Source organism: Dyella sp. (assembly GCF_036384435.1).
Classification (GTDB): Bacteria; Pseudomonadota; Gammaproteobacteria; order Xanthomonadales; family Rhodanobacteraceae; genus GSA-30.
Genome location: NZ_DASVMI010000174.1, coordinates 42,603 through 65,352 on the forward strand (window position 1 = coordinate 42,603; position 22,750 = coordinate 65,352).

25 protein-coding genes are annotated in these 22,750 nt (G+C 62.1%); 12 read left to right on the forward strand and 13 right to left on the reverse strand.

Translation table 11 applies throughout. The features are described 5' to 3' along the window. Positions 1–12: 12 nt before the first annotated feature. The 5 genes from flgF to flgB are packed head-to-tail and all read right to left on the reverse strand — an operon-like array spanning position 13 to position 3,589. Positions 13–753: a flagellar basal-body rod protein FlgF gene (flgF, locus tag VF436_RS18455; protein WP_330905509.1), complete on the reverse strand. Its 741-nt coding sequence runs from the start codon at positions 751–753 to the stop codon at positions 13–15. Between the two features lie 22 nt (positions 754–775). Beyond that, complete coding sequence (flgE, locus tag VF436_RS18460; RefSeq protein WP_330905510.1) at positions 776–2,005, reverse strand: flagellar hook protein FlgE; 1,230 nt, start codon at positions 2,003–2,005, stop codon at positions 776–778. A 42-nt stretch (positions 2,006–2,047) separates the two neighbouring features. Continuing rightward, entirely contained in the window at positions 2,048–2,743 is a 696-nt protein-coding gene (locus tag VF436_RS18465) for a flagellar hook assembly protein FlgD (protein WP_330905511.1), read from the reverse strand. Positions 2,744–2,756: 13 nt separating this feature from the next. Next, positions 2,757–3,194 carry a flagellar basal body rod protein FlgC gene (gene flgC, locus VF436_RS18470; RefSeq protein WP_330905512.1) on the reverse strand — a complete coding sequence of 146 codons (438 nt, stop codon included), beginning with the start codon at positions 3,192–3,194 and terminating at the stop codon, positions 2,757–2,759. After that, on the reverse strand, positions 3,194–3,589 hold the full coding sequence (flgB, locus tag VF436_RS18475; protein ID WP_330905513.1) for a flagellar basal body rod protein FlgB: 396 nt from the start codon (positions 3,587–3,589) through the stop codon (positions 3,194–3,196). The genes flgC and flgB overlap by 1 nt, the downstream gene beginning before the upstream one ends. 435 nt (positions 3,590–4,024) lie before the next feature. Here flgB and VF436_RS18480 point away from each other — a divergent pair, with 435 nt between their 5' ends. The 5 genes from VF436_RS18480 (at position 4,025) to VF436_RS18500 (ending at position 8,334) form a co-directional block, all read left to right on the forward strand. After that, the gene (locus VF436_RS18480; RefSeq protein ID WP_330905514.1) at positions 4,025–5,335 is read left to right on the forward strand and encodes a methyl-accepting chemotaxis protein; all 1,311 of its coding nucleotides are present in this window, start codon (positions 4,025–4,027) and stop codon (positions 5,333–5,335) included. Then, positions 5,332–6,057, forward strand: coding sequence for a flagellar basal body P-ring formation chaperone FlgA (gene flgA, locus VF436_RS18485; RefSeq protein ID WP_330905515.1), 726 nt, complete (start codon positions 5,332–5,334; stop codon positions 6,055–6,057). The genes VF436_RS18480 and flgA overlap by 4 nt, the downstream gene beginning before the upstream one ends. Positions 6,058–6,177: 120 nt before the next feature. Continuing rightward, on the forward strand, positions 6,178–6,492 hold the full coding sequence (flgM, locus tag VF436_RS18490; protein ID WP_330905516.1) for a flagellar biosynthesis anti-sigma factor FlgM: 315 nt from the start codon (positions 6,178–6,180) through the stop codon (positions 6,490–6,492). Between the two features lie 3 nt (positions 6,493–6,495). After that, positions 6,496–6,942: a flagellar protein FlgN gene (locus VF436_RS18495; RefSeq protein WP_330905517.1), complete on the forward strand. Its 447-nt coding sequence runs from the start codon at positions 6,496–6,498 to the stop codon at positions 6,940–6,942. A gap of 117 nt (positions 6,943–7,059) precedes the next feature. Then, entirely contained in the window at positions 7,060–8,334 is a 1,275-nt protein-coding gene (locus VF436_RS18500; protein WP_330905518.1) for an EAL and HDOD domain-containing protein, read from the forward strand. A gap of 193 nt (positions 8,335–8,527) precedes the next feature. On the opposite strand, the gene VF436_RS18505 is transcribed toward VF436_RS18500, so the two are convergent. From VF436_RS18505 to rsmD, 7 genes are all read right to left on the reverse strand, one after another. Beyond that, complete coding sequence (locus tag VF436_RS18505; protein WP_330905519.1) at positions 8,528–9,565, reverse strand: TMEM43 family protein; 1,038 nt, start codon at positions 9,563–9,565, stop codon at positions 8,528–8,530. Continuing rightward, positions 9,562–10,416, reverse strand: coding sequence for an MBL fold metallo-hydrolase (locus VF436_RS18510; protein WP_330905520.1), 855 nt, complete (start codon positions 10,414–10,416; stop codon positions 9,562–9,564). Before VF436_RS18510 ends, VF436_RS18505 begins: the two co-directional genes overlap by 4 nt. 230 nt (positions 10,417–10,646) lie before the next feature. Beyond that, positions 10,647–12,365 carry a gamma-glutamyltransferase gene (gene ggt / locus VF436_RS18515; protein WP_330905521.1) on the reverse strand — a complete coding sequence of 573 codons (1,719 nt, stop codon included), beginning with the start codon at positions 12,363–12,365 and terminating at the stop codon, positions 10,647–10,649. Beyond that, entirely contained in the window at positions 12,362–12,622 is a 261-nt protein-coding gene (locus VF436_RS18520) for a YfhL family 4Fe-4S dicluster ferredoxin (RefSeq protein ID WP_330905522.1), read from the reverse strand. The genes ggt and VF436_RS18520 overlap by 4 nt, the downstream gene beginning before the upstream one ends. A 313-nt stretch (positions 12,623–12,935) precedes the next feature. Continuing rightward, positions 12,936–13,442 carry a hypothetical protein gene (locus VF436_RS18525; RefSeq protein ID WP_330905523.1) on the reverse strand — a complete coding sequence of 169 codons (507 nt, stop codon included), beginning with the start codon at positions 13,440–13,442 and terminating at the stop codon, positions 12,936–12,938. Positions 13,443–13,478: 36 nt separating this feature from the next. Beyond that, positions 13,479–14,003: a pantetheine-phosphate adenylyltransferase gene (gene coaD, locus VF436_RS18530; protein ID WP_330905524.1), complete on the reverse strand. Its 525-nt coding sequence runs from the start codon at positions 14,001–14,003 to the stop codon at positions 13,479–13,481. A 135-nt stretch (positions 14,004–14,138) separates the two neighbouring features. Continuing rightward, a complete protein-coding gene (rsmD, locus tag VF436_RS18535) occupies positions 14,139–14,708 on the reverse strand; it encodes a 16S rRNA (guanine(966)-N(2))-methyltransferase RsmD (protein ID WP_330905525.1) in 570 nt (189 codons plus the stop codon). 89 nt (positions 14,709–14,797) lie between these two features. On the opposite strand from rsmD, the gene ftsY reads away from it, so the two are divergent. The 7 genes from ftsY to VF436_RS18570 all read left to right on the forward strand — a co-directional run bounded on the left by ftsY (position 14,798) and on the right by VF436_RS18570 (position 22,187). Then, positions 14,798–15,946: a signal recognition particle-docking protein FtsY gene (gene ftsY, locus VF436_RS18540; protein WP_330905526.1), complete on the forward strand. Its 1,149-nt coding sequence runs from the start codon at positions 14,798–14,800 to the stop codon at positions 15,944–15,946. A gap of 6 nt (positions 15,947–15,952) precedes the next feature. Further along, complete coding sequence (locus VF436_RS18545) at positions 15,953–16,996, forward strand: AsmA family protein (RefSeq protein WP_330905527.1); 1,044 nt, start codon at positions 15,953–15,955, stop codon at positions 16,994–16,996. Then, the gene (mutY, locus tag VF436_RS18550; RefSeq protein WP_330905528.1) at positions 16,993–18,057 is read left to right on the forward strand and encodes an A/G-specific adenine glycosylase; all 1,065 of its coding nucleotides are present in this window, start codon (positions 16,993–16,995) and stop codon (positions 18,055–18,057) included. The genes VF436_RS18545 and mutY overlap by 4 nt, the downstream gene beginning before the upstream one ends. Beyond that, complete coding sequence (locus tag VF436_RS18555) at positions 18,054–18,326, forward strand: oxidative damage protection protein (RefSeq protein WP_330905529.1); 273 nt, start codon at positions 18,054–18,056, stop codon at positions 18,324–18,326. Before mutY ends, VF436_RS18555 begins: the two co-directional genes overlap by 4 nt. A 119-nt stretch (positions 18,327–18,445) precedes the next feature. Next, positions 18,446–19,432: a phytanoyl-CoA dioxygenase family protein gene (locus VF436_RS18560; RefSeq protein WP_330905530.1), complete on the forward strand. Its 987-nt coding sequence runs from the start codon at positions 18,446–18,448 to the stop codon at positions 19,430–19,432. Between the two features lie 126 nt (positions 19,433–19,558). After that, complete coding sequence (locus VF436_RS18565) at positions 19,559–20,545, forward strand: IS5 family transposase (RefSeq protein WP_330905531.1); 987 nt, start codon at positions 19,559–19,561, stop codon at positions 20,543–20,545. A 622-nt stretch (positions 20,546–21,167) separates the two neighbouring features. After that, positions 21,168–22,187 (forward strand): hypothetical protein, encoded by a 1,020-nt coding sequence (locus VF436_RS18570; protein WP_330905532.1) that lies wholly within the window; start codon positions 21,168–21,170, stop codon positions 22,185–22,187. Positions 22,188–22,635: 448 nt separating this feature from the next. Here the strand turns inward: VF436_RS18570 and VF436_RS18575 are convergent. Continuing rightward, positions 22,636–22,750: IS3 family transposase (locus VF436_RS18575; RefSeq protein WP_330905534.1), on the reverse strand; the 115-nt coding region annotated here is incomplete at its 5' end.

Below are 22,750 nucleotides of genomic sequence, written 5' to 3' on the forward strand. Positions count from 1 at the left end.
AAAAGGGGTTTATCAGCTTGCCTGCAACAACTGCTTGGCCGAGTCGGCATCGTCCTCGGAGGTGCGAATCGACTTGACCTGCATCTCGTACTGCCGTGACAGCGAGATCATCTTCACCAGCTCCGTCGAAGGATTGACGTTGCTGCCTTCCAGAGTGCCGGAAGTCAGACGCACCGTATCGTCGTTCGCCGCCTGGCTACCATCGCTCATGTGCATCAGGCCATCACTGCCCATCTGCATCTGGGCAGCATCGGGATTGACCAGCTTGATCCTGTCGACCGTAGCGATGGTCTCAGGTCCTTGCCCGAGCGGCACGGTGGAGATCGTGCCATCACTCCCGATAACGACCTTGGCCGTGTCAGGCAGGTTGATTGGACCGGAGTTACCCAGCACGGGATTACCTCGCGAGTCGGTCAGGCCACCATCGGCCGTCATCTGCAAGTCGCCGGCCCGGGTATAACCCTCACCGCCATCGGGGGTCTGCACGGCAATCCAGCCGCTACCCTGCAACGAGACGTCGAGCGAACGTCCCGTCGTGCTGATGGGCCCTTGCGCGGTATCGGCCCCGATACCCTGGGCCACGGCATTGATGCGCGTACCCAGCCCCTGGCCGAGCACGGGCACGCTCTGGAATGCATCGAGCTGCGACTTGAAACCGACCGTGGATGCGTTGGCCAGATTGTGGGCAACGGCATCCTGGGCACGCATGATCTGCGTGGCCCCGGTCATCGCGACATATACGGAACGGTCCATGGCAGCCCCTCGATGCTAGTGGTTAGCGCGAAACGGCGTTGAACAGCGCCGACGACAGCGTGTTGTCGGTCGACAGCACCTGCGCATTGGCCTGGTAGGAACGCTGCGCCTGGATCATGTTGACCAGCTGCGCGGTGGTATCGGATGTATTGGACGACTCCAGCTGACCGGCTTCGATACTGCCGAACTGCCCGGTGTTGGCGGTGCCCATCACCGCCGTACCCGAATCGCTGCTGGCCGCCCAGTTGGTGTTACCCAGCTGACGTAGCCCCTGCTCGTTCGAGAAATTGGCGATGGCGACCTGACCCAGCACCGAGCTGGTGGTGTTGGAGTAGTGCGCGGTGACGACACCTTTGCTGTCGATGTCGATATTGGTCAGTGTGCCGGCCTCGGAGCCATCCTTGGTGATCGTGCCCGGCGTGTAGTCGGTACCGAACTGCGTAGTATTGGCGAAGTTCAACGTCAGCGTCATCGGGTTGGAACCGTTGCCGAGGTTGATCGAGTTGTACGCGAGCGTGCCCGTGGTCGGCGTGGCCAATTGCCCGGACGAATCAAAGGTCAGCTGCTGCGGCGGCGTGGTATCGGCCGACTGGCCGTCCACGTACAGGTGCGTATCCCAGGTATTGGTGCCGGTCTTGACGTAGTACACCGTCGCCTGGTGCGTGCCTCCCTGTGAATCGAATACCGAGAACGTGGTGGCATTGGTGTAGCTGTTGGCATCGGTCGGGCTGAACGGCGTGACCGTCGGGTCAGCGGCGCTGGCCGGCAGATTGGCCACGATGCTGGCCTTGGTGGTAGCGCTGGCAGTGCTCTGCGAGGTCACCAGCTTCAAGTTGGTCAACGTGCTCATGTCGAACGAGCCATTGCCGGTCGGCGGGTACACTTGCAATTTGTAGCCATCGTTGCTGACCACGGTGCCGTCATCGAGCTTCTTGAAGTCGCCCGCGCGGGTATATGCGATGCCAGCACCCGTGTTGAGCACGAAAAAACCATTGCCGTTGATCGCCATGTCCAGGCTGTTGCCAGTAGTCTGGGTATCGCCCTGGGTAAATTGTTGTGCCACATCGGACAGACGCGCGCCACCACCGACCGCGGTGGCATTGAGATTCAGGCCGGTCACCGCGTACACGTCTGCAAACTCCGCGCGCGAGCCTTTGAAGCCCACCGTCTCGGAGTTGGAGATGTTGTTAGCGATGACGTTGAGGCTTGACTGGGCGGCGTTGATACCGCTGAGTGCTTGGTTCAGAGCCATGCATTAGTTCCTCGGAAAGGTGAAGCGCTCGGACGCGTCGCGTCAGAGAATTTGCGCGACCTGGCTCAGCGGAACACCGCCTACACCAGCCACTTGGAGATAGGTGCCAACGCTGCTCCCTCCGAAGCCGACACCCGAGACCTTGCCAGCCACATACGTGTCGGCCGTACCGCTGCTGCCATCGGCGTTGGTGACCTTTGCCGATAGCGAATAGGAACCGTTGGACACCACGTTGCCGCTGTCGTCCTTGCCATCCCAGGTGAACTGGGACAAGCCCGCGCTGGCATTGGTCACCGTGATGTGGCGGATCGCATTGCCTGCGGCATCGCTGATAGTCACTGTGGCCGTGCCGGCGGCGGAGAAATTCAGCGCGCCACCGGCCGAATCGCTGCTGTCCAACGTCATACTGGTGGCCGGCACCAGCACTTCGCGATTGAGCAGCGACGACGAGTTGATCACTTGCGAGGTCTGCATCGAGTTGTTGACGCTGGTGCTCAACGCTTGCAGGTTGGTGTTGAGATCCTGCGTGGCCTGCAATTGGCTGAATTGCGCCAGCTGCGCCACAAACTGCGAGTTGTCCATCGGATTGGTCGGGTCCTGCGCCTGAAGCTGCGCGGTCAGCAACTTCAGGAAATCGGCCTGGCTTACCGACGCCGAAGTGGCCGTGCTGGACGATGAACTCGAGCTGCCAGTGCCGCCCGTAGTCTGTGTGGAGGTATTGGTATTGACGGTAGTCATTTGCCTGTCCGGGTTACTTGCCGATATCCAGCGTCTTGAGCATCAGTTGCTTGGCGGTATTCATGACTTCGACGTTGTTCTGGTACGAGCGCGATGCGGAAATCATGTTCACCAGTTCGTCGATCGGGTTGACGTTGCTGCCATAGACATAGCCGTTGGCATCGGCCATGGGATTGCCCGGTTCGTAGCGTGAGGAAATATCAGCCTGGCTTTCGCTCACGCCGATCGTCTGCACGCCGTCGGTACCGTCGCTTTGCGATGTCGCGCCCGCCGATTGCAACGCCTTGCTGTGCAAGGTCGCGAACAAGGGCTCCTTGGCACGGTAAGCGGCCTCGGGCGTACTGCTGACGGTGTCGGCATTGGCCAGGTTGCTGGCCACCGTATTGAGCCGCGTCGACTGCGCGGCCATGCCGGTACCGGCGGTATCGAAAATCTTGAACAGGGAGGACATCAGCTCTGGCCCTCGGTAATGGCTGTGCGCAGCATGTGAATCTGCGCCGTGATGAAACTGAGGCTAGCCTGGTAGTGCACGGTATTGCCGGCAAAAGCGGCCTGTTCGACCTGGGTATCGACCGTGTTGCCATCCATCGACGGCTGGGTGGGCACGCGGTACGAAAGCTGGTCGGCGGCGCCGGCGGTCGGGTCGATCTGTCCTTGTGTCGGCGTGCTCATGGCCAGCTTCCCGCTGCCGGCCTGGCTCAGGACCTGTCGAAAATCGATGTCCCGCGCGAGGTAATCAGGCGTATCGGCATTGGCCATGTTGCCCGCCAACACTTCGGCACGCTTCTGCCACAGCCCCAGGGCCTGGGTATGCAGTCCGAACAAGTTGTCGTTGATCTGTGCCATACCAAGCTCCCCACGGCGGTCTACGCGTGAGGCTTGAGGCAATATGTGTGCCACGCTCTGGAAAATGGCTTGGCAGCTGGATTTGCGAGGGGTGAGCCCGACTCAGGCGAGCATCAGGAGTCGAAATTCCGACGCGACTCCTGCACGTGTTATCGGCGCCGCCCTCCAAGACTTTAGCTCTCTAGGGAGGTAAAGCCGGCCGCTGCGCGGCCTGTAAACAGCAAAAGGTAACAGGGAGAGCCAAAGACCACGCCTTCCCATCCTCCTCAACCCACCGCCCCTGGTCCTGACTCTTTAACTTTTTACAGGCTGCGCAGCAGCCAGCCTCACAGGCCAACCCTCGGCGGCCAAGTGGCATGCGCCTTGCTTCCTCAAGCTCAGCCCTCCCCTGCCGATCCGGGGAGTCGAGACTTCTTATCGGGAACGTGCCTCTCCATGAGCTTCATCCGCAGCAAACAACTTGCCGACCTGGCCAAGGCCGCCGCCCATGGCGACAAGGAGCTGGTCGAGCGGCTGTCGCGCGAAAACCCAGCGATGGCACAGGCCCTGGCCCCGCTGCTGGCGCTGACTGCGCCGGTCGAGCCGGCGGCCGTCGCGCTGCAAGCGGTGGAACAGCAGAGCCTGATGTTGAATGCCGCCCAGGCTTTGCTGCGCGAGCATGAGGCGCTGGAAAGCGCCACGGCCGAGAGCCGCGCCAGCGTCGGACGTTTGACGGACAGCGGCGCCGGGATTTCGTCGGGCCTGCAGCAGACAGCGCATGGCATCGACCAGGCGCGCGAAACCACGCGCCATAGCGCGGCCACAGTCACTGAGGTCGATGGCCAGTTGCGTCTGCTACGTAGCGCGCTATCGGCCATGAACCGGAACCAGGCTCGCCTGGCCGAACAGGTGGCCCAGATCCGAAAGCTGACCACCAGCGTGAAGGACATCGCGCACCAGACCAACCTGGTGGCGCTCAATGCGGCGATCGAAGCTGCGCGCGCAGGCGAAGCCGGCAAGGGCTTTGCCGTGGTCGCCGATGAGGTCAAGCAGTTGGCCGAAAAGACCGGACAGGCGACCGGTGAGATCGAATCCATGACCGGCTCGATCGGCGAGTTCTCCCAGCAACTGGACATTGACGTGCAGCAAGGCATGCAACGCCTGGAGAGCGCGCAGGATCGCATCAATCATACCGGTACCACGCTGCGTGAAGGCGCCGAGGTGCTGCAAGGCGCTATCGCACGCTTGCAGAGCCTGCAGCAGAGTACCGATGCCCAGGCTGCCCGCGTCACGACCGCGCAGGCCGCGCTTGGCGCTTTGCAGAAGCGTACGGTCGAGGCGCGCCGCCAAGCCGAGGCGCTCGACCGCGCCTGCGTGCTGTCGCACCGCATGTGCCTGGGCTGGCTCGACCAGGATGCCGAACACTCGCTGGCCGGCCTCAGCCTGAGCCTGCGCGAATCCATCCAGGGGTTGCGTCAAGCGATGGAGCTGGCGCTGCACGAACCGGCCGCGCTCGATCGCCGCTGGTTCGACACCAGCGTGCTCGACCACGTCATGAATCGCCTCAGCGACAAGCACGCCACGCACCCTGCCGCCAACGAACTGGTAGCCGCCGGGCGCCGGCTGCGTGAACACACCGACACCTTCGTGGCCCTGCTTGGCCAGGGCGACCTCAAACACGCGGCCGATTATCCCAGCCGCGTCGAGGCCGAACGCGAAACCATTCACCAGCACCTGAGCCATCTGCTGGGGGACGCGATTGTATGAAGCCACGTACGATAGCCATGTCTGGCAACCTGGCCATGGCGTTCGCGCTGTGCGGGGGCGCATGGCTGTGCGTAGCGCCAGCGGCAAGAGCCACGCAGTCGTCGGAAGGCCTGCGCCAGATCGCCGAGAAAACCCTGCGAGAACATTTCGTAGCAACTGGCAACCGGGCAGTCGTCCAGGCCGACAAACTCGATTCTCGCCTGCAATTGCCCGATTGCCCCTCCTCACCCAAGGGCAGCGTCGCCAATGAAGCGCGCCCGTCCGCTCGCATGGCTGTGGAAATCAGCTGCCCCATCGCGGGCGGCTGGCACATCCGCGTGCCGGTGAAATTGCAGTTGTTCCGCAATGTGCTGGTGACCATCCACCCTCTGCAACGCGGCGACGGAGTGACGGCAGCCGACGTACGAAGCGAAGAGCGCGACATCACCCGCCTGGGCTACGGTTACATCGACTCACTCGACCAGCTGCTCGATCGGTCGATGTCTCGCCCCGTGATGGCCAATACCGTACTCACCCCGGCCGCCCTGGGCGGCCGCCAGACCGTTCGCGCGGGTGACCACGTGCAGATGATTGCGCGCATCAGTGGCATCGAAGTACGCGCCACCGGCACTGCCCTTGGCAGCGGCGACACCGGCGCCCGCCTGCGGGTGCGCAACGACAGCTCCGGGAAGCCCGTAGACGCTATCGTGCGCGACGCAGGGCTGGTTGAGGCGCTTCCGTGACGCACTTTGCATTAATCTGTCCGACCGGCGGCTCAAGGGGGCTAAAGTTCCTCTCAAGTCCGCCGATAGCTTTGACTGGCAAGACCCGAATCCCTTCGTGTCAGGCATAAGAGAACCGCCATGAACACCACGATCACCTCCAACGGACTGCCGGTGCTCCCGCAGGCCCAAAGCAGCCAGAACGGTGCCAGCGCGCAGGACGCTTCGTCCGCGAACGCCAAGCCGGCCGCTTCGGCACCCGCGACCGACAGCGTCAAGCTGACCGACTCAGCCCGCGCCCTGACCCAGGCCGCGCAAGCAGACAAGAGCAGCGAGGTCAACCAACAGAAAGTCGATCAGATTCGCACCGCGCTGGCCAACGGCAGTTACAAGCCAGATCCGGCTCGTATCGCCGATCGCCTGATCTCGCTCAACAACCAGATTTCTGGCCAGTAAGCCATGGGTGCCCGGCTGCTGGCCGAAATGCACGATGCGCTGTCAGCCGTATTGGCTGAGATGCAAGGCGCTGTCGCCGATCTGGAGCAGGTGCTGAGCGACGAGCGCGCCGCCCTGGACCAAGCCGATGCCGAGGCACTCAATCGTGCCGGGGAGCAGAAGCAGCGCCTGATGCATGCGCTTGAACAACTGGATGCCGAACGCGTGCAGTTGTCGCACAACATGGATTCGCCCAGTGACATCCATCAGCAAACCTGGTCGGGCATCCTCAAGTCGCTGGCGGCCTGTCAACAGGCCAACCAGCGTAATGGCGACATTGTCGAACAAAGGCTTCAACACGTCAGGCGCGCCCTGGCCGTTCTCACGGGCGGCAAGGATGAAGTCGACGTCTACAACCCAACAGGTAGGGTCCGCGGCGGTTTCCGCTCGGTGTCGCTGGCGCAAGCCTGAGCCTGGCTGGGTTGTTATCGGGGGCCGTCGCGGCATGCGCCCGTGCGACGGTGGGAATGATTGGCACGAATCGCGAGCCCGCTGCGTCGCGGTCCGGACAAGCATCGATGAATTTTCATGAGTGACACTACTGTTGCCAGCAACGTGCCTGAAGCCTATCTAGCCGCCACCTTCAACGAAGTCCCGCTACCGGTCGTCCGCGTTCCCATGCTGGATCGCGAAAACCAGCTGGTGGCCTATGAACTGATCATCCAGGGCGATGGCGACGACGAAGCCAACCTGATGCGCCGCGTGCTGTCGACCATTGTCGACGGCTCGGTGACCCGTCTTGCCCGCGACAATCGCGTATTCATCCGCTTGTCGCGCGATCTGGTGATGGAGCAATCCGAATTGGTTCTGCGCTACCCGCGCATCGGCCTGGTGATCGATTCGGCCTGGACCGACGACGAAGCCATGATGGCTCGCCTGCAAATGCTGTCGCAGCGCGGCTGCGCCCTCCTGCTGGACCTGGCTGACCAGCCCATACCCCAAGTAGGAGGCGATCGCGGCGCCAACATTCTGTTGAGCTTCGTTCGATTCGTGCGCATCGATGCCTCACGGCTGGATGCGGGCACGTTGCGCGCGCACTGCGAGCAATTGCATGCACGCGGCTTGCAGGTTATCGCCGGCCACGTGGAAACACATGCCACCCATGAGCTTTGCCTGCAATTGCCGTTCGCGGCCATCCAGGGCGGTTACCTGCTGACTCCCGAAAAAGTGGACGTGCCGGTACTGACCGCCAATCGTCTGAGCGTGCTGCGCCTGTTGCGTGCACTAGAAGAGGAATCGGCCGGCCCTGTCGAGCTTGGCCAAGTCATCCGCAACGACGCCATCCTCAGCTACAAGTTGCTCGGATGCGTCAACTCGGCCTACTTCGCGCTGCCCAAGCAGTTGAAGTCGGTCGAGCAGGCCGCGATCTTTTTCGGCCTGACCCGCATGCGCAACTGGATCAGCACCATGGCGCTGAGCGGCATGAACGATCGTCCGCCGGAACTGCTGCGTGCCGCGCTGATCCGCGCACACATGTGCGAGCAACTGGCCCAGGGCATGAGTCGCTCGGAACGCGAGATGGCTTTCACCGCCGGCTTGTTCTCGCTGTTGGAAACGCTGATGTGCGCGCCGATGGATTTCCTGCTCGAGCATGTCCCGCTTGCGCCGGAAATTCGCGCTGTCCTGATTGATCGCCGCGGCCCGTTCGCGCCGTTGCTCGAACAGGTCATCCAGTGGGAAGCCGGTGACCTGCGCAATAGCGGCGCCCAGCCCCAGCAGATCCGCCGCATGGCGGGCATCTACCTGGAAGCCACCCGCTGGGCCGATCATGTGTATTCGTTCGCCGAGCAAAGACCGAGTTAGCAAGGTCGGCTGCTAAGCAGCCTTTAAAGTGTAAACAGAAGGAGCAAGAGCGGAGTTCCGCAGGCTGCGCTCTTACTCCTCAACGCTTTACAGCGAACGACGCTGAGCGACTCTACAGGCCGCGTAGCGCGCCGACTTCACAGGCTACGCAGTGGCCGACCGCACAGCCCGCAAAGCGGGCGACCTCACGCGACTAAATAGCCGGCTTCATCACCCGCCACGCCGCTAGCGCCACACCGGCCAGGGAGGCGACGAGCCAGTCGGCGGTGGCGGCCAGGTCTTCGCCCAGCCAGCACACGCAGGCGACCGCGGCAACGGCGGCTACGCCGATGCCCAGGGCCAGCAGGGGTTCTCGCCGGCGGCCCTGCAAGGCGAAGAAGGCCCCCACGATGCCCAGCAACAACGCGGCGATGCGGCGCGGCCAGACGAATGCCGGGGCCTCAGGGACATCGGGGAGTACTTCGTCCAGGCTACGGTCGTCGATCTGCACCTCATAGCCCTTGCCGTCGGCAGCCCCTTGGGCGGGCACCAGGCGGTCGCCATCGACGCGCGCGAAAATCGTCACCACCTGACTGGGTACGACCTCCCAACTCACGCGGATGTCGCCCAGACGCGGATGGTCCGGCTTGGCGCTGGTGACCAGGTGACCTTCGTGAAGCGTGAATGTGGCCGCCATGTTGGCTGGCATGCTCTTCGTGTCCGGCTCCAGCGGCTGGCTGCCAGGCAAGGCATGCAGCAAGGTCGCGGATAACGCCAGGCCATTCATGCGCACCAGGCCCGCGTCGAACTGTTTGCCTTCGATCGGAAACGCACCTGGGTTGGCATGGCCGCCCGGCTGGGCGAACTTGCTGGCATCGACCGGGTGATCGACCCAGTCCACCTCGTAGTGCACCTGGTCACCGATGCGCACCTCACGCCACTGGAACATCTCGACATGGCGCACCAGCACAGGCACGTTGGCGTGCTGGTTGAAATCCGGGTCATATGGCGCCTCGATCACCTGCGGCTTGCCGGCCACGCGCACCATGTGACCGTATTGCCCGGCCTCGACGCGCCCATCGCCACCCAGGTCCAGGATTTTTCCGCCATGCCGCCCGACGGCTGCCGACTGCGCCACCATGTGCTTTTCGGTCATGGCGACCAGCCCCAGGCCGGCAAGCAGCAGCACCGCGGCGATGCCGCGCTGGATCCACAGCGAGGAATTGAGTTCGCCCAATCGGCCAGGACTCATGCGATGACCAACCCTTTCAGTTCGCGTTGTTCGTCGGTCGTACCATAACGCCCCCGCTCATCGCGCGTCACCCGGGCCATGGCGCAATCATGGTCATGGGTAAAGAACAATCGCACGTTCCGCGCCAGCTTGTCGTCCAGGAAAGCCTGCTTTTCGTCGATGAGCATTTCCGGCCAGCGGTCGTAGCCCATGGTGATGGGCAGGTGCACCCAGAAACGACCGGGAATAAGGTCGGCGCAGAACACCACACCACCGACCTCGGCCAACATCAGGCCAGGCGTATGGCCTTGCGAGTAGCTCAGTCGCACCGATTTGCCCAGGACCTGGGAGTATTCGCCCTCGACTCGCTCCAGTCGCCCGCTCTGCTCGAGCAGGGCACCCAACTGGGGAATGAACGAGGCACGATCGCGCGGATGTGGATGTTGTGCGCGCAACCAGTGCTCGGCACCTACCACGAAGCGAGCCTTGGGAAATAGCAGACGTGGCGCCTGCCCTTCCTCCCATGCGGCCAGCAACCCGCCTGCATGGTCGAAATGCAGGTGCGAAAGCACCACGACGTCGACGTCTTCATGCGAAAGCCCGGCCTCGGCCAGTGAATCGAGCAAGACATGATGCGCTTCCACCACGCCATAACGCTCGCGCAGCGCAGGCTCGAAGAATGCGCCGATGCCGGTCTCGAACAGCACGTTCCTGCCATCGAGATCCTTCACCAGCAGGCAACGGCACGCCAGCGGGATGCGGTTTTGCTCATCCGTGGCGATCCAGCGCGACCACAGTGCCTTGGGAGCGTTGCCGAACATTGCCCCGCCATCCAGGCGCTGGGAGTTACCGATGAGGGACCACATTTGCATGGCAACAACGCTCTCTATGGCGGGGGCGATCTCAGTCGCTATGGCGGAAAGTTTCAGGGCGAGCGTCGAGGACGTCGAAGAGCGAGGGTTGAATAGCGAGGGCACCCACACGCATGATGGCTTCGAGCATCCACGTCATAGTGCACTTTTGCTGCATATCAGTAACGCCTGTCGCATTATCGTGCCCTCGCTGCGCGTCCCTGGCCTCTCGCATGCTGCCCTGGACGACCTCAGTGCACCTTGCCCAGTCCGGACGGACGGCGCGGGTCACTGGCGGCATCGAGCTTGTGCGTTTTCAGGTCCCAGGTCACTACGTTCATGAAGCCCCAGGGCTCGCGCGGCTTGAGCTGGTAGCCCATGGCGGTGAGCGCATCGGCAGTCGACTTGTCGAAAACGCCGTCTTCGACATCCACGCGATCGGGCAGGAACTGGTGGTGATAACGCTTCTGAGCGGCGATCTGCGTGGCGCTCTTACCGTCGATGAAGGCAAGGATGCCCTCCAGCACCTGGGTAATAATGGTTGAACCGCCCGGCGAACCGATCACTCCCACGCGATCCGGGCCGATGACGATACTCGGCGACATCGACGACAGCATGCGCTTGCCCGGCTCGGGTGCATTGGCTTTGCTGCCCAACAGGCCGTAGACGTTGGGCTTGTTGGGCACCAGCGCAAAGTCATCCATCTCGTCGTTGAGCAGCACGCCGGTATCGCCAGCCACGAAGGTGGAACCGAGCACGTAGTTCACCGTCGAGGTAATCGACACCATGTTGCCTTCGGCGTCGATGATGGAGAAATGCGTGGTGTGCATGCCCGGCTCGTTGCCACCGGAGGACGGCAGCATCGACGAGGGCGTTGCCTTGTCCGGCAGGATGGTCTGGCGCAAGCCTGCGGCATAGTAGGGCGACAGCAGCATGTCCATCGGGATCTTCACGAAATCCGGATCGCCCAGGTAATCGTTGTGATCACGGAACGCGCGACGCATTGCCTCGATCACTAGATGCGTGCGATGGGCTTCGTCGAGCTGGGTCAGGTCGTAGCCGGAGAGGATGTTGAGGATCTCGGCAATCGCCACGCCACCGGAAGACGGCGGCGGCGCGGTGACGATGCGAAAGCCTCGGTAGTTGACGACGATCGGATCGCGCTCCTTGACCCGGTAATCGGCCAGGTCCTTGAGGGTCCAGCGGCCTCCTGCGGCCTTCACCGCATCAACCATCGCCTTGGCGTTGTCACCTGTGTAGAAACCGGCCAATCCATGCTCGGCGATGTTCTCCAGCGTGCGCGCCTGATTCGGGTCGCGCCACAGCTCGCCCTCGGCCGGCGCCTTGCCATTGGGCAGGAACTTTGCCGTCGAAGCGGGCCAGCGACGCAGGTCTTTCTGGCGCGAGGCGATCGACTCGGCCAAGCGCGGATCAAGCTTGAAACCATCGCGTGCCAGCTTGATCGCCGGTGCCAACGATACCTTCAACGACACCTTGCCGTAGTGCTCGGCCAACCAGACAAGACCGGCCGGCTCACCGGGAATGCCAGCCGAGAGGGGACCATTCAACGAATGGTCGCGATTGGGCGAGCCATCGGGGTTGAGGTAATCCTTGCTGTCCACCGCCGCCGGCGCGGTTTCGCGCGCATCGATGAAAATGTCACGGCCATCGGATGCCCGATGCAGCACACCCATGAAGCCACCGCCGATGCCGGAGCTTTCCGGTTCGGTGACCGACAGTGCCGCGGCAACTGCCACGGCGGCATCAAAGGCATTGCCTCCCTTGGACAGCACTTCCATCCCGGCTTCCGTGGCATGGAAATTGGCGCTGGCGATCGCGGCATGACCCGGCTTATCGCGCATGTCATGCGACGTGGCGGGCGTGGCTTGCGGAGCGGCATCGGTGGCAAACGCCGCGCTGCTGCTCAGCACGAGGCCCAATGCGAGCGCGCGCCAATGGATCAACCTCATGCTTGATTCTCCTTGCTCATCAGATGCTGGTATTTCAGTTCGAGCTGCTCCTGCGTCTCGGCATGCTGTGGATCTTTCTCGATGCATTCGACCGGGCACACGACCACGCATTGCGGCTCATCGTGATGGCCGATGCATTCGGTGCACAGCGCGGGATCGATGACGTAGTACTCCTCGCCGAGCGAGATGGCCTTGTTGGGGCACGCTGGTTCGCAGACGTCACAGTTGACGCAGGTATCGAGGATTTTCAGGGACATGGTGTTCAGTTTACATGACGCGGGACGGTGCTCGTTCCGGAATGGTCGATGTGGGCGCGACGCGCGGCCCAGACAAGAGGAAGCGCTGACAACCAACCTGGAACCGCCCTGTGGCCCGACGACGACGGCCAAGGCATGAGAGGCGCAATGGCCTGACTCCCGGCCTTGGCCGCAGGGCTGGATGCGAGAACTGACATCATGCTCAGGTGGCGAAAAAGAAAATGGGAGCGGTCCCAGACGCGAGAGCCCCTCGGAGGGCCCGTCGCGGCTGAAGCCGCCCCCATTGTGAAGAGCCAGGAGCCCCTCGGTCTCTTTACATCTGCACGAAGCGAATCTGCGCCGCAGTCGGCTGCAACACGTCGGTCACGCGCTGCTGGTCGGCCTTGTCACCAATGAACAGCACGATCACGTCCTTGAACGAGCCCGGCTTGGCGGTCTTGAAGGCTTCGACGACCAGGTCGGCGGTCTTGGTCGAATCCGGACCGGCGAACACCACCATGTTGCCCGGCAGCACGCCACGGGCGATCACGTCCTGGATGGCCTGCAATTGACGATCACGCTTGGCCTTGTCTTCGTCGCTGTCACCGGCGTTGACCAGGTAGGCATAGGGACGATCGGCCGTCATGCCCTGCATGTTCTGCGTGACGATCTGGCCGAGATAGGCGTTCCACGCGGCGCTATCGTTCGGATCGGTCGGCTTGGTGACCTTCTGCGCCTGCGGCTGCGCGGCGGCCTGCTGGTCGTCGCCCTGTTTGTTGCAACCGGTCAGGACCACGGCGCCGGTAAGGGCGAGGATGGCAGCGAGAACGAACTTACGCATGATGATCACCTTGAGAGTTTCTATGTGGGTTGGACTTTAAGCCTGATCGGACAGGCTCTTGTGCCAGCGCTGGCGCATGGCTTGTTGCACCGCCGGATGCACGAAACCGGAGATGTCGCCGCCCAGACGGCCGATTTCGCGCACCAGCGAGGACGAGATGAAGCTGTACTGCTCGGCCGGCGTGAGGAACAGTGTCTCGGTCTGCGGAATTAAATGACGATTCATGCTCGCCAACTGGAACTCGTATTCGAAATCCGATACCGCGCGCAGGCCACGAATGATCACGCCCGCACCGATATCGGCGACAAAATCGGCCAGCAGGCAATCGAAACCACGTACTTCGACGTTACGCAGGTCCGCCAGCGCCAGACGCGCCAGCGCGATGCGCTCGTTCAGGCTGAATCCGGGCCCCTTGCCCTTGTTCGGGCTTTCGGCCACGGCCACCACGACCCGCTCGAACAGCGGCGCGGCACGCGCCACCAGATCGGCGTGGCCATTGGTGATCGGATCGAACGTCCCCGGATAGACGGCAAGACGCTGGTTGACCGCTGGCTTGTCCACGAAGAATCGTCGTTCTGTGAAAAAGGAGCGCTAGCTTAGCTGGTTTAGGCGCCAGGGGTGAGGGGTTGTGAACAAGCGGCAAATCCACCAACCGCCCCCGGCAGCCCGCGCACGCGGCGGCCCTTGCAACAGGTGCTACGCCCTGCTGGCCTGGCGCCGGAACAACCCATAACCCACCTCTCCTGCCCTTCCCTCCCGATGCAGTCGCCAGGTAGACGGAAGGGAAGGAAGCTGACCGGTCGGGTACTCGACGTAAATCCAGGCCGCCGGCGCCAGCCAGTGGCCCTGCTCCAGCAAGTCGGCCAGGACACTCCACAGATTCAATGCGAACGGCGGATCGAGGAACGCCACATCGAACGAACGTGGCGCAGTGTGCAGGAAGGCCGACGCGTCGGCGGTACTGACATCGCCACCGGGTAGCTTCAACCGAGTCAGGTTGTCACGCAGGGCCTGGGCGACCCGAGCGTGTGGTTCAACGAACTGGGTACTGGCGGCGCCCCGCGAAAGCGCTTCGATGCCCAGGGCCCCGGTGCCAGCGCACAGATCCAGGCAACGAGCCCCCTCGATCACGGGCATCAACCAATTGAACAAGGTTTCGCGAACACGCTCGGTGGTGGGACGCAGCCCCGGAAATTCAGGCACCTCGATACGCGAATTGCGCCAGCGCCCGCCAATCACGCGAATCTTGCCGGGAGCCGAAGTCATGCGCACCTCCCGAGGATGGCCGGGCGCTCAGCGGTGGGTATGAGTGTCGGTGATAACATCCGTCCTATTGTCTTTGAATCCCCACCCCGATGCTCAAGTTCTGGAAGAAGAAGTCAGCAGACCCGGTCGCGGCGCCGTCCCAGGAAGCCCCCGCCACGCCGGAGGATGCGCCGATCGACGCTATCGGGCACGCGCCGCCCCCCGCGCTGGAAGAACCGCAGTCGGAATCGCTGGTCGAGCCCGCTCCGCTAGCGGAGGCTTCGGTTGCCGGCGATCTCCTGCCGCCCCCGGCAGAGTCCTCCACAGAGGTGACCGAGCCGACCAAACGCAGCTGGCGCGAACGATTGGCCGGTAGCGGCTTCGCACGCGGCCTCACGTCGCTGTTCAGCCGCAATCCCAAGCTGGATGACGACCTGCTCGACGAACTGGAAACCGCGCTGATCACCGGCGACGTGGGTGTGGAGGCCAGCACCCAACTGGTCGAGTCGCTGCGCAAGCGCATGCACAAGCGTGAATTCGCCGACGCCAGCGCCTTGCTCGCTGCACTGCGCAAGGCGCTGGTCGAACAATTGCTGCCGGTACAGCAACCGCTGGACGTGAGCGGGCGCAAGCCGTTCCTGATCCTTACTGTCGGCATCAATGGGGTGGGCAAGACCACCACCATCGGAAAACTGGCACGTCGCTACCGCGACGAGAAGCGCAACGTGCTACTCGCCGCGGGCGACACGTTCCGCGCCGCCGCGGTCGAGCAGCTCAAGACCTGGGGCGAGCGCAACGCAGTGCCGGTGATCTCGCAAGGCCAGGATGCCGACTCGGCCAGCGTGATCTTCGATGCGCTGCAAGCGGCGCGTTCGCGTTCGGCCGACGTCCTGATCGCCGACACGGCCGGCCGCCTGCATACCCAGGGCGGCCTGATGGACGAACTGGGCAAGATCGCCCGCGTACTCAAGAAGCTCGACCCTGAGGCACCACACGAAGTGCTGATGGTCATCGACGGCACCACCGGCCAGAACGCGGTCAACCAGGTCCGCCAGTTCCGCCAGATCGTCGGCGTCACGGGCCTGGTGGTGACCAAGCTCGATGGCACAGCCAAGGGGGGCGTGGTGTTCGCGCTTGCGCGGGAGTTCGGACTGCCCATCCGCTACGTGGGCCTGGGCGAATCGGCCACGGATCTGCGCGTGTTCGATGCCCAGGCGTACGTCGATGGCCTGCTGCCGGCCTCGCTGGGCGGTCACTGACAAGCGATGTCGCGTGCGCTGCGCCTGACGCTGATCATCCTCGCCAGCACCATGCTGGTGGTTTCGCTGGTGGCGATCGTCACCGTGCACCTGTTGCTGCAACCGGAACGTTTCACCGCGATGCTGCAGACGCAGGCACGAAAAGCCGGGCTGGAATTGAATCTCTCCAGTCCGGCCAGCCCATCGCTGTTCCCGCGACCGGCGCTGGAACTGCAAGGCCTCACGCTAAGTGCGCAAAACGCCACCGTGCCGATCCTGATTGCTGCCAGGGGACGTCTGGCGCTGCCATGGCGCACCCTTCTGGGCGGCAACACCGATATTTCGCAGATGGAGATCGATTCACCACGCGTGGACCTCGATGCCCTACAGGACTGGCTAGCCAACCTGCCCACTCAACCCGACAGCAAATCGTTGCAGATCCCGCGCATCGATACTGGCGTGCTGATTACCCGCGGCAGCATCCTGAGTGGCCAGAAACTGCTGCTCAACGACGTAACGCTCGAAGCCGGCAAGCTCGCGCCAGGCCAACCGTTTCCACTCGATGCCACTGCACGCCTGGCCGATGGCAACACCCTGCAGATGCACCTGCATGCCACGCCGCGTAGCGTTGGACAGGCCTTGCAACTGGATCACATCAACCTTCAACTCTCACAGCCCGACACGCTGACGCTGCAATTGGACGGGGACGCGCGCTGGCATGGCGCAGCCGACGCGTCGGTTCGCCTGGAGGGCAAGCTTGAGCACAGTCATGCCGGCAGCTACGCCATGAGCATGAACCTCACGCCGGCCAATCAGACCGACCCGCTGTTGCTTGCCATCCAGCTCGACGGCCCCGACAGCCACGCCCATCTGAAGCTGCCGCCGGTCGCATTGGCGCAATGGTGGTCACGCCTGGACGACCCTACGCAGATCGCACTTACCATGCCGCCCGGCAGTGGCCAGGTGGATATCGGCAACATCGATGTGGGCGGCGTCAGCATCGATGGCCTGCACCTGGAAACGGGCCTACCCGCCGGCACTTCCTCCACCCTGTCACCGGCCCGGCGATGAACCGTTTCGCGCACGCGCTGCTCGCCTGGTTTGACCGCCATGGCCGCAAGGACCTGCCCTGGCAGCAGACCGATGCACAAGGCCGGCGTGCCGCGTATCGGGTGTGGCTCTCGGAGGTGATGCTGCAACAGACGCAGGTGACCACGGTCATTCCATACTTCAATCGCTTCGTCGCAGCGCTGCCGACCTTGCCCGATCTCGCCGCCGCCGACGAAGACCAGGTCCTGGCGCTATGGTCGGGCCTGGGCTATTACCGGCGCGCCCGCTTCCTGCATCGTGCCGCGCAGCTGTGCGTGGAACGACACGACGGCCAGATGCCCGCCGACTTCGACGCGCTGGCGGCCCTTCCAGGCATCGGCCGCTCGACCGCCGGCGCCGTCCTGGCCCAAGCCTATGGTCTGCGCTTTCCCATCCTCGACGGCAACGTCAAGCGCGTGCTCACTCGCTTTCATGGTGTCCATGGCCACCCGGACGAGAACGCCGTACAAAAAAAGCTCTGGCAGCACGCCGACCTACATACGCCGGCAGAGCGCGTCGCCGACTACACCCAGGCCATCATGGACCTGGGGGCGACCGTGTGCATCCGTTCGCGCCCCCTGTGCCTGGCCTGCCCGGTCAGCGAACACTGCGTGGCAAGGCGCGAGGGCCTCACCGCGCAACTGCCCACCCCGAAAGCGGGCAAGACCTTACCCACGCGCGCTACGGTGATGCTGATCCTGCGTGACGCCAAGGGCCGCGTGCTGCTGGAGCGCCGCGGCCCGCAAGGCGTGTGGTCCGGCCTGTGGAGCCTGCCGGAAGCAACCGACCACGACGACGCCTGGCGCGTCGCGCAAGGCCTGGCACGCATCGATGACGCCCAGGCACTGGCTTCGTTCGTGCACGTGTTCAGCCACTATCGACTGCATGTCGAGCCCTGGCTGTTCGACGATGCGCGCACCGCCAGAGCCACCAGGGAATCCCCCCACCTGCGTTGGTACACCGAGAGCGAATGGCCCGCCCTCGGCCTGCCAGCCCCTGTGCGCAGCCTGTTGCTTGCGCTCCCCGAAAGGAAAACCGCATGAGCCGTACCATCCATTGCACCAAGCTTGGCATCGAAGCCGAGGGGCTCGACTTCGCACCCTGGCCGGGACCGCTGGGCCTGCGCATCTATGCTGAGATCTCCAAGCCCGCATGGCAGCAATGGCTGGCCCACCAGACCATGCTGATCAACGAATACCGCCTCAATCCGCTGGACCCCAAGGCGCGCCAGTTCCTGGGCACCGAGATGGAAAAATTCCTGTTCGGCGGTGACGTGCAGCAACCGGAAGGCTTTGTCGCTCCCGAAACATGAGAAATGGGGAGAGGGCTCCATGGGTACCCCCTCCCCTGTCGCCGCGAAACAGCTCATGATTCTATCGGCGCCCCTCCAGGGGCCAGGGTCGCCATACAGCTGAAATCGCGGGGAACACGATGGTCGAGGCAACAACGAGTCTGGGTATCGAAATCTTGCATGCGTATTGGGCACACCAGCTCGCACCAAGTTCCACGACCCCACTGCCCCAGGATATCGAAAAGACGCTGCTGGCCGGCCTGCGCCTCAACGTACTGGAAACCGTTCGCTACCTGCACCACCAGCGGCCGAGCTTTGCGCAATTCGAGGCCTGGATTCTCGAATGCAACGACGGCGCATTGCCGGAAGCGTCGCTCGACCGCCTGCGACGCGCACTGGCGGGCGAAACCGTCGGCGCCGAGGTAGGCAAACTTGACGACGTGGAAGGTCTGAGCGCGGATGACCTGGCGCACTGGCACGAACATGGCTACGTCATCCTGCGCAACGCGATCAGCCCGGAAGCTGCCGAGCGAGCCGAATTGGCCATCTACGACTTCCTCGGCATGGCGCGCGAGGATCCTGAATCCTGGTACAGCCCGTCGCTCGGTCCTTCCATCTGGGTGCCACTGCTGCGGCACCCGGCGCTGGTCGCCAATCGCCAGTCGCCCCGCATCCATAAAGCCCACGCCCAACTCTGGGGCCGCGAAGACCTGTGGGTCACCATCGACCAGGGCGGATTGAATCCACCCGAGCGCCAGAACTGGCCATTCCCGGGCCCACATCTGCACTGGGACGCCACGCTTGCCGAACCGCATCATCTTGAGCTGCAAGGCATCCTCTATCTCGCCGACGTGGCCGAGGACCAGGGGGCATTCAGCTGCGTACCGGGCTTTCATCGCACGCTGAAGGAATGGCTGAAAAGCGTTCCCGCCGACCAGCCCATCAGCGATCATGCACGGCGCACCCTGACGATGAAACCGATCGCAGCGCATCGCGGCGATATGATCATCTGGCACCACCTGCTCCCGCACGGCAGCAGCCCGAACCGGGCGCAGCGCCCGCGCGTCGCGCAATACATGTCGCTACGACCCACGCGTTATGCCTACACCGAAGCGTGGAAGAATTGATGGATGCCGCAAACGGCTACTCCCAGCGCACGAGACAAAGAGCAAATCAATGCCCGAATCGCCACTAGGGAAACTCTGATTTTGCCCCGCGGTCCAAGCGAAGCCCTCACCGACAGAGTGTAGAAGATGGCTGAGCAGCTGACCTTGGCGACGCAATCGGACGTTGGTTTCGAAGCCCATCGCAAGCCGACGCGGCGCGATGTGTTCTTGGCCGAGATGGACAAGGTGGTGCCCTGGGCGGAGCTGTGCGCGGTCATTGAGCCGTTCTACCCGAAGGCACGCGCCGAAGGTGGTCGTCGCCCGGTGGGGTTAGAGCGGATGCTGCGCATTCACTTCTTGCAGCAGTGGTACGCGTTGAGCGATCCGGCAGTGGAAGAGGCTTTGTATGACTCAGCATCGATGCGTCGATTCGTGGGCATCGACCTGGGCCGCGAGCCGGTGCCGGACGAGACGACGGTCTGCAAGTTCCGTCACCTGCTGGAGAAGCACGGACTGGCCGAGCAGTTGTTCCAGGCCGTGAATCAGTATCTGCACGATCACGGCCTGAAGCTCTCGCAGGGCACGATCGTGGACGCGACGCTCCTGGGCGCGGCCTCGTCCACGAAGAACCGGGCCAAGGCGCGCGATCGGGAGATGCGTCAGACCAAGAAAGGAAACCAGTGGTTCTTCGGCCTGAAGGCACATATCGGCGTGGACGAGGCCACCGGCTTGGTCCACAGCGTGGTGACGACGGCGGCCAACGTGGCTGACGTGACGCAGGTGGGACACCTGCTGCATGGTCGGGAGAAAGCGGTGTTTGGCGATGCGGGCTACACCGGCGCCGCCAAACACACCAAGCCTAAGCGCGGTCGGCGTTGGTACATCGCCGCCAAGCGCAGCCTGGTCAAGGCGATCACTGATGCAAAGCTACGCAAGCTGACCACGGAGATCGAGCACGCCAAGGCATCGATCCGCGCAGCGGTCGAGCATCCCTTCCGGGTGATCAAGTGCCAGTTTGGTCATGTGAAAGCCCGTTACCGCGGCTTGGCCAAGAATGGCGCACAGATGCTGACGCTGTTTGCGCTGAGCAATGCGTGGATGGCAGGCAAGCATCTGCTGGCACAGGCAGGATAAGCGCCTGCTGCATGCATCGCAGCGGCATCAGGCGGCAAAACGAGGTGCGAAATCGCCTTATGACGGAGCAAATATCCGTCGGTGATCGCAAAGCGAGAGCAGGCACGATCACTGCCGTCAAAAAAGCGGGATGATCAGAGCATCCCTAGCCAAGAACTTTGTTCGTGCAAAGCGGAAGTCACTCAAGTTCATCGGGATGAAGAGAACCCAAGGAAAGCCCCTTCTCAACAAGCAGGAAAGCCAGGCACGCCTAGATTTGACGCATTTATAGGAGTCGCTGCTGGACGGTCAAGATGCTTAATTTGGAGGCAACTCCCCGGATTGCCGGCTTACGGGAAAGCGGACACCCTCTACTCATCGAGCTCAAGCATTTGCATCTTGCAGCCGCACTGATTCACCCACTCAAGGATTTTACGCTACCCCAATTCCCATCCGTGGATTGAAGTTACATCTCCATGACTTTCATCCGGGCTTTTCAGCACGCATGAAAAGCCCGGGCCATTCCATTATTTCAAATGTGCTTACATTTACGAGCACTGCTATCCTAAACAAACACAACCGCCTCTCTTTCCATCATGACTGGCCAATCTTCAAATCTTTATGCACAGACCGGGGAGCATAAATGACGGACTCTTACAGAGTTAGACGCATCAAGGGAGATATTGTCGAAGCGATTTGTAAAAATCACTTCGCCGCCATGGGATTCCAGATCGAGAACGCCGGAGTCGAGCATTTTGCCACCAAATTCGCCAATCGATCGGCCAATCTGCGCGGCGAGTTGGGCGGTAGTAACGTCAGCAAGATCCAGAACTACATAGGCCACCTCCCCGACCTTCTGATTGGGCATGAAGCTTATGATCATCACTTCGTAGAGGCGAAATTTCGCGACTCGGTTTCGATCGAAAACTTTTCCAAGGACCTGTTGTGGGATTATCGAAAACAGATCTTTGGCCGCGAATTCAACACCGATGTATTTGACGACATCACACGCCGCGAGTGGAACGATGGAAGGCGTGCTTTCGATATCCCTTTAAACGAGCGAACGCACATCGATCGATATGTACAGGTTGTAACAAAGGGTGGGATCGAGTCGACGCTTATTCAACTTCCAGTGATGTTTTATGTCATCACCAAACAGGAGCGAACGTTCTCCCTGTTCTTAATACGCTTCAACGATGAGCAAGGCTACTTCCAGACACATCAGGCAGGCAACGCAAAAGAGACAGCGTCAGCAGACGTAGCGACACGTGACTTCTTCAATCTCTTCGATAAACACTACATAGAGGTAGTATCGCCGGTCCTACGCGAAGTATTTTCTGCGGATATCATAGAACCCGAACCAGCACCATCGGAAATATTCAATACGGTACAGCGCAGCACGCTTGTCGACGCATGCCTGCAAGCAGCCCTCAAATTGAAGCAGTCGCGGCGAAAGGGCGTTTATTTTGCCGAGCTGCTGAAAGACTCTTCTGTCGCCTCATGGCTGCAAGCAAATAAGTTACTCGTGAACAAGGAAAGCCTGCGGATCGAACTGGAAAAATGCGGAGTCGGCTCAACAGAAAAGATTTTCGTGCTGGATGACAAGGAGTACAACCTGAGCATACGGGTCTATACCACAGACTTTGATTTCTATATGAACTAACCAGCAAAGCTGATCAGGCTGAATGCTCACGATGCCAATGAAGCGAGGGCACAAGGACAAATCCAGCAGAATGGAACCCCAGGCAAGCTGGTCTCCTCAACCGGCACGATCCATTGATCTATCTTGATCACCTTCCTGCCACCCGATGAAGTGCTACCCCATGGTCGCAGCGTACCAATCAGCGAGCCACCTTGCCCGTTGGGTATCGTATCGGCCACAAGGGACGGCGAGAGCTAGCAGATAGGTCTTGACGCGAGGGGCCGCTTCGGCTTTGATTATCGGCTCACGCAGCACCCTGGCCGGGTAGCTCAGTTGGTAGAGCAGGGGATTGAAAAGACTCCCCTCGGTCTTGAAGCAATATCCAAAAAGCGATTCTCGCTCATCGACTTAGGCCACCCCACGCGGTGGCCTTTTTCATTCTGTGGACCGCCCAGATTTTTGTAGACACTCACGAGCCGCTTTGCGCATAGCGCCGTTCAAACTCTACCGGTGACAGGTCGCCGGCGAAACTGTGCCGGCGAATCGGGTTGTAGAACATCTCGATGTAATCGAATACGTCCGAG

Coding starts and splice junctions, on each gene's coding strand:
- flgF (WP_330905509.1), bottom strand. CDS start 753: ATGGACCGTTCCGTATATGTCGCGATGACCGGGGCCACGCAGATCATG.
- flgE (WP_330905510.1), bottom strand. CDS start 2,005: ATGGCTCTGAACCAAGCACTCAGCGGTATCAACGCCGCCCAGTCAAGC.
- VF436_RS18465 (WP_330905511.1), bottom strand. CDS start 2,743: ATGACTACCGTCAATACCAATACCTCCACACAGACTACGGGCGGCACT.
- flgC (WP_330905512.1), bottom strand. CDS start 3,194: ATGTCCTCCCTGTTCAAGATTTTCGATACCGCCGGTACCGGCATGGCC.
- flgB (WP_330905513.1), bottom strand. CDS start 3,589: ATGGCACAGATCAACGACAACTTGTTCGGACTGCATACCCAGGCCCTG.
- VF436_RS18480 (WP_330905514.1), top strand. CDS start 4,025: ATGAGCTTCATCCGCAGCAAACAACTTGCCGACCTGGCCAAGGCCGCC.
- flgA (WP_330905515.1), top strand. CDS start 5,332: ATGAAGCCACGTACGATAGCCATGTCTGGCAACCTGGCCATGGCGTTC.
- flgM (WP_330905516.1), top strand. CDS start 6,178: ATGAACACCACGATCACCTCCAACGGACTGCCGGTGCTCCCGCAGGCC.
- VF436_RS18495 (WP_330905517.1), top strand. CDS start 6,496: ATGGGTGCCCGGCTGCTGGCCGAAATGCACGATGCGCTGTCAGCCGTA.
- VF436_RS18500 (WP_330905518.1), top strand. CDS start 7,060: ATGAGTGACACTACTGTTGCCAGCAACGTGCCTGAAGCCTATCTAGCC.
- VF436_RS18505 (WP_330905519.1), bottom strand. CDS start 9,565: ATGAGTCCTGGCCGATTGGGCGAACTCAATTCCTCGCTGTGGATCCAG.
- VF436_RS18510 (WP_330905520.1), bottom strand. CDS start 10,416: ATGCAAATGTGGTCCCTCATCGGTAACTCCCAGCGCCTGGATGGCGGG.
- ggt (WP_330905521.1), bottom strand. CDS start 12,365: ATGAGGTTGATCCATTGGCGCGCGCTCGCATTGGGCCTCGTGCTGAGC.
- VF436_RS18520 (WP_330905522.1), bottom strand. CDS start 12,622: ATGTCCCTGAAAATCCTCGATACCTGCGTCAACTGTGACGTCTGCGAA.
- VF436_RS18525 (WP_330905523.1), bottom strand. CDS start 13,442: ATGCGTAAGTTCGTTCTCGCTGCCATCCTCGCCCTTACCGGCGCCGTG.
- rsmD (WP_330905525.1), bottom strand. CDS start 14,708: ATGACTTCGGCTCCCGGCAAGATTCGCGTGATTGGCGGGCGCTGGCGC.
- ftsY (WP_330905526.1), top strand. CDS start 14,798: ATGCTCAAGTTCTGGAAGAAGAAGTCAGCAGACCCGGTCGCGGCGCCG.
- VF436_RS18545 (WP_330905527.1), top strand. CDS start 15,953: ATGTCGCGTGCGCTGCGCCTGACGCTGATCATCCTCGCCAGCACCATG.
- mutY (WP_330905528.1), top strand. CDS start 16,993: ATGAACCGTTTCGCGCACGCGCTGCTCGCCTGGTTTGACCGCCATGGC.
- VF436_RS18555 (WP_330905529.1), top strand. CDS start 18,054: ATGAGCCGTACCATCCATTGCACCAAGCTTGGCATCGAAGCCGAGGGG.
- VF436_RS18560 (WP_330905530.1), top strand. CDS start 18,446: ATGGTCGAGGCAACAACGAGTCTGGGTATCGAAATCTTGCATGCGTAT.
- VF436_RS18565 (WP_330905531.1), top strand. CDS start 19,559: ATGGCTGAGCAGCTGACCTTGGCGACGCAATCGGACGTTGGTTTCGAA.
- VF436_RS18570 (WP_330905532.1), top strand. CDS start 21,168: ATGACGGACTCTTACAGAGTTAGACGCATCAAGGGAGATATTGTCGAA.